Source organism: uncultured Campylobacter sp., from assembly GCF_938045225.1.
Classification (GTDB): domain Bacteria; phylum Campylobacterota; class Campylobacteria; order Campylobacterales; family Campylobacteraceae; genus Campylobacter_A.
The window spans coordinates 1-4,893 of sequence record NZ_CALINL010000099.1 but is presented as its reverse complement, the minus strand read 5'-3'; the positions used below and the strand labels follow the sequence as shown (position 1 = coordinate 4,893).

The window sequence follows — 4,893 nt, the reverse complement described above, 5'->3', positions numbered from 1 at the left end:
CGAGCTAAACCGCGTGATAAAACTCTGGAAAATGCACGAGAAAGACAACGACGAAAACCCGTATAAATCGCTGTACAACTACATCCATCCGCTGGTTTTCGGCGCAGTAGACCGCGCTAGCTCGCTCTCGCTAAAGATTTGCTGCGAGCTTTTGCGCTACCATATGACCGACGAATCAAAGATCCAAAACATCTCCGAGCGCCTAAACAGCGACTATCCGGCGCATGATTATCCGATACTTTTCCGCGAGGCCGAGGAGATCGGACTGCACGTGCAAAAGATGGACAACGAGCTAAACGAGATGCTTCAGGAGCTCACGCTTCTTTACTCCGAGATGGGACAGCGCGCGTTTACCGACTACGACGAGAACAGCTACCACGACAACAACATCGCCAACATCATCGAGGCAAACGGCAAGCAGATTTATTATCAGATCGACAAAGACTGGTTCTATCGCCCCGACGAGCGCCGCTGGAACGTGATGAACGACGAGAGCTCGTGGCGTAAAAACGAGCTAGTGGGCGGCAAACTCAAAAATACTATTTATCATTTATGGTGATATTTTGAGTTTTATTTTTTGGTTTTTGATATTTTACGGGATTTACTATCTGGTTTCAAATTTTAGCCAAAATCCCGTAAATTTAGGCGGCTCGCAAAAAAGAGCGATGTTTGAGGAGGCTAAATTTCTAGTTAGCCTGCTTGCTAAAGTCGCCAAAAGCGACGGCAGGGTAAATGAGCTAGAGGCTCGCCTCATCAGCGAGACGCTAGATGATATCACTCTAAGGCTCGGTAACGACGCAGCGATGAGAGCGGAGCTAAAGCAGATCTATAACCGCGAAAAAGAGACGGTGCATAATGCCTATTTTATCGCTCGGCAGTACAGAGATCGCTTCCGTCTTGGCCAAGACGCCGCGGCTGCGAAGATATCTTTTTTACTAAATTTGGCCTATATAGACGGCGAATTTAGTAAAAGCGAGCATAACGTCATCGAGCAGATCGCTTTGGGATTTGGGCTTGACGAGAGCGTTTTTGAAGCGATACTGGCAAGGTTTGAGGCATTTTACGATCAAAGGCAGACGCGGAGAAATCCGTATGAAATGCGCACGAAAAGCCCGTACGCAGTGCTCGGGCTAAAAGATGGCGCGCCGTTTGACGATGTAAAAAAGCGCTACCGCGAACTCGTAAAAAAATATCATCCCGATATCCTTATGGGGCGCGGCGAGAGCGAGGAGATGATAGAGAAAAGTACCAGAAAACTGCAAGAGATAAATGAGGCGTATGAAACCATAAAACAAAAAAGCTAGCCTTTTGAGCGTCTTTAAATGAGTTTGAAAATTTTGGGACTGCGGCAGACTATCTGTCTAGCCTTGCCCAAAATTTTATGCACAACATTTAAATCCATCTCAAAATTCTACGCTTTTGGGTTATTAAAAATTTAATCAAATTTCGGTGCGGTATCTTGCGATGAATTTAAATGTTGCGACGAAATTTCAGACCGAAGATAGAACATTTAGTTCATCGAGGGAGGAAATTTCTAGCTCATTTAAAGGCGCGCAAGAGACAAGCCGTCCTAAGCTACTGAAGTCTAGCGATTATATTTCTTACGACTTCCGCTATCATCTCCACCGACGCTATCTCACAGTGCTCGTTTACAGAGTGGGGCGAATGGATGTTGGGGCCTATGGAGCAGGCTTGCAGCTCAGGCTGTTTTGCGACCAGCACGCCGCACTCAAGGCCAGCATGCACGGCGGCAAATTTCGCTTGCGGCTTTTGTTTTTGTAACTCCTCAAGCACCAGATGCGCGAAGTCGCTGACGTGCGGCGCCCAGTTCGCTGAGCGATCGGCTACTCTCACATCAAAGCCCAGCGCGCTAGCTAGCGTAGCGGTTTCAAAACCCAGATTTTCAAGCCCTTCGCGCTTCATCGCGCGTCCGAAAAAGTCAAACTCGATCACTTCACCCTTCTGCTTGACGGTCGAGAGATTTATGCTTTCATTTACCATGCCAAGCTGCGTGTCGTAGCTGCGCACGCCCTGAGCGAATGAGTTAATTAGTGCCAAAATTTTACCGCTGTTTACCAGTACGTCCGCTTCGCCCTCGCCCAGGCTCTTTACCCACGCCAGGCCGCGCTGCGCCGGCTCATGCGCACAGAGAGCCTTGCACACGGCATTTGCGGGGATCGAGTTGCTCCTCTCGCCAAAATCCAGACTGATTAGCTCGCAGCCCTCCTCGGCGAGGAATTTCGCTAGCAGCTTCGTCGCATTTGGGATATTTTTATGTATCTCGTTACCCGAGTGTCCGCCGCTAAGCCCCGTTACGCCGATCTCGTAAATTTTACCGCTCTTTTTAACGGTCTGCGCGCCTATTTTTGCGCTTACGTTTATACCGCCGGCGCAGCCTAACGTCACGCGGTCGTCCTCTTCGCTGTCTAAATTTAGCAGATTCGGCGATAAAATTTTACCTTTAAAGGCGTTTGCGCCCACGAGCCCGACCTCTTCGTCGTTGGTAAATAGACACTCTAAATTCGCAAACTCCCGCATCGCGCCCATCATCATCACCACGCCGATACCGTCATCGGCGCCTAGAGTCGAGTTTTTCGCCCTTAGGATGCCGTCCTCTTCGATCAGCTCTAAATTCGGCGCCGCGCCCACGCAAACCATGTCGTAGTGGCTTTGCAAGCAAATTTTAGGCTCGCCCTTTACGGCGTGGATATTGCCAGCCTCATCAACGTTTACGCTAAAGCCCTGAGAGCGTGCAAAATCCGCTAAAAACTCCCTCATCTGCTCCGTTTCGAAGCTGCAGTGAGGTATCTCGCACAGCCTCTTAAAATCGTTCATAACCTCGTTTTTTTGCATTTTTGCTCCTTAAATTTACTTAACGATCTCGCCCGTGTAGCCAGTCGTAGCCACCGCATCTAGCAGCTGCTTCTCGCTCACGCCGTCTTTCGTCTCGACGCGGGCGGTTTTGTCATGCAGGCTAGCCTTGGCGCTGATGACGCCGTCCACCTTTAGCAGGGCTTTTCGCACCATCGCAGTACACAGCGGACAGTGCATCCCCTCGACTTTGATGATGAAATTTTGATTTGCAAACACCACGCTTGCAAGCAGTAAAATAGATAGAATTTTATTCATAAATTTTTCCTAAAACTTCGGGGTATGATAGCAGAATAATCACAAAAATAGCTAAAAAAACGTAGATGAAGATCCACTTTTTACGGCGATTTGCGAGGTCGCAGGATTTTGGCTTTTTGAAAAAATAAAACGCACTCGCCGCAAAACAGATCGCGGCAAGTGCGGTAAAATAGGGCCTTAGCTCAGTTAGACTCTCTATCGCTTCCGAGCTAAGCAGGCTAAATGAGGCGCCGAAAATCAAAAACAAAAGCGCAGGCAGACAGCAAAGAGTCGCCGCAAGCGCGCTTACTACCGACGCCAGAGCTAGCCAAAAGCCCTTCATTTGAGCTCTTGCGACTTGTAGTCGTAGCTAAAATCTTTTGGAGAATAGTAATTTAGCACGTTGTCGTCCACTTCGCCGTAAGGATAGCCGAAGTTATTTAGCGGGAATTCCGCAGGCTTCGGCGATAGGACGAAGTCGCGCGCGTCGTTAAAGCCGATCCAGCACATCTCCCAGTTGCCGAATAAAAACTCGCGTACTTTGGCGAGCTTGCTATCGTCGTTGCTTAGCTTCTCGCCCAGGCGAACCTTCGCGACGTCCGCAGGATCGACAGGTATCCAGCCGTGGCCTTTTAGATAAAATTCAGCCCTGCAGTGCTGACCGCCCGAGATCGCTGCAAGACCCTTCTCATCGGCCTTTCCCATCTCGTTTGAAAATCTGCTCTGCCCTACTCTGATACCGAAAATCTCGCGCGCAGGGATACCTACGGCGCGGCAGAGTCCAACGAATACGGAGTTTATGTCGGTGCATTTGCCCACTAGCTTGCCGCTTTCAAGTATCGCTTTTACGTCGCCCGTGCCGCAGCCTAGGACGCTGTTATCGCGCTGCATGGTGTTTGCCACCCATGTGTAGATCGCTTTCGCGCGCTCCAGATCGCCTTTGATTCCCTTAGTGATCTCATCGGCTTTTTGCTTTACGATGCCGTCGTTTGGGATGTGCTGAGTAGGTTTTAGATAAAACTCCGTCTCAGGGCTTAGCTTTTCGTTCGGGTTAAATTTAACCTTGCTAAAGTCGGTGTTTCGCTCGAGGGTCTCGACTCTAAATTTAACGCTAAGCGTCGGCTTTGCCACCTCGGCGTAATCCACGTAAAGCGTCGGTATCGCGTCGTAGTTCACCGACGGATTGGCAAAATTGCCGTCAAATTTGATGTCGCTTACGCTCTGATACTCTCTGATGAACGGCAGCGGTATCCACAGCCTGGTTTTCTTGCCCGCCTCTAAAATTTCGTGATTTAAAGTGAGGTCAAAAACCCTCTTGTTGCCCATAGCCTTGCCGCCTCCAAAAACGGTGCTTGGAGTAGCCATAACGGCGCCTAAAATCGCAGTGTTTCTTAAAAAATCGCGTCTTTGCATGAAATGCCTTGTATAAATAATAGTTGCCCCGCAACTCTCGGGCGGTATTTTACTAACGAAAGGCTAAATTTGGCTTTAAATAGGGGTGTTTTCGCATGTCGTTTGGGCGTAGTCAAATTTGGATAATTTTTTAAATTTTACCGGCCGAGACCTACACCGAGAAAGTGCTAAATTTTGTTTGGTTAAAATTTATGTTGTTAAGTTGTATTTATTTGCATAGCGGCTTAATTTTAGAATTTTTAAGCTGCTGGTCTCGGTGGGTCAAATTTAAGCACTTAACTTCAAATTTGAATAGAAAAAGTTAAGGCGAAGTATCGTGAGATGATTTTTGGGGTTTTGAAGTTAAAATTTGACGAAGATAAGGCATGTAGC

The 4,893-nt window shown here is 48.3% G+C and carries 5 protein-coding genes and 1 pseudogene; 2 read left to right on the top strand and 4 right to left on the bottom strand.

Annotated features, from left to right (window positions below; translation table 11 throughout):
• Together Q0200_RS04085 and Q0200_RS04080 are read left to right on the top strand one after the other, a co-directional pair.
• Window positions 1–559 (top strand): annotated as a pseudogene (locus tag Q0200_RS04085) (hypothetical protein); the annotation flags it as partial.
• 4 nt (window positions 560–563) lie between these two features.
• Complete coding sequence (locus Q0200_RS04080; protein ID WP_297938061.1) at window positions 564–1,304, top strand: TerB family tellurite resistance protein; 741 nt, start codon at window positions 564–566, stop codon at window positions 1,302–1,304.
• Window positions 1,305–1,575: 271 nt separating this feature from the next.
• Here the strand turns inward: Q0200_RS04080 and Q0200_RS04075 are convergent, their stop codons facing one another.
• The 4 genes from Q0200_RS04075 to Q0200_RS04060 are packed head-to-tail and all read right to left on the bottom strand — an operon-like array spanning window position 1,576 to window position 4,521.
• Entirely contained in the window at window positions 1,576–2,853 is a 1,278-nt protein-coding gene (locus Q0200_RS04075; RefSeq protein WP_297938058.1) for a M20/M25/M40 family metallo-hydrolase, read from the bottom strand.
• 15 nt (window positions 2,854–2,868) lie between these two features.
• Entirely contained in the window at window positions 2,869–3,129 is a 261-nt protein-coding gene (locus Q0200_RS04070; RefSeq protein ID WP_297938055.1) for a cation transporter, read from the bottom strand.
• Window positions 3,122–3,451: an aryl sulfotransferase gene (locus tag Q0200_RS04065; RefSeq protein ID WP_297938052.1), complete on the bottom strand. Its 330-nt coding sequence runs from the start codon at window positions 3,449–3,451 to the stop codon at window positions 3,122–3,124. Before Q0200_RS04065 ends, Q0200_RS04070 begins: the two co-directional genes overlap by 8 nt.
• Entirely contained in the window at window positions 3,448–4,521 is a 1,074-nt protein-coding gene (locus Q0200_RS04060; RefSeq protein ID WP_297938049.1) for a transglutaminase-like domain-containing protein, read from the bottom strand. Before Q0200_RS04060 ends, Q0200_RS04065 begins: the two co-directional genes overlap by 4 nt.
• Window positions 4,522–4,893: the final 372 nt, after the last annotated feature.

Bases quoted from the DNA above. Each gene is read 5' to 3' on its own strand.
- Q0200_RS04075 (WP_297938058.1), bottom strand. From the start codon at position 2,853: ATGCAAAAAAACGAGGTTATGAACGATTTTAAGAGGCTGTGCGAGATA.
- Q0200_RS04070 (WP_297938055.1), bottom strand. From the start codon at position 3,129: ATGAATAAAATTCTATCTATTTTACTGCTTGCAAGCGTGGTGTTTGCA.
- Q0200_RS04065 (WP_297938052.1), bottom strand. From the start codon at position 3,451: ATGAAGGGCTTTTGGCTAGCTCTGGCGTCGGTAGTAAGCGCGCTTGCG.
- Q0200_RS04060 (WP_297938049.1), bottom strand. From the start codon at position 4,521: ATGCAAAGACGCGATTTTTTAAGAAACACTGCGATTTTAGGCGCCGTT.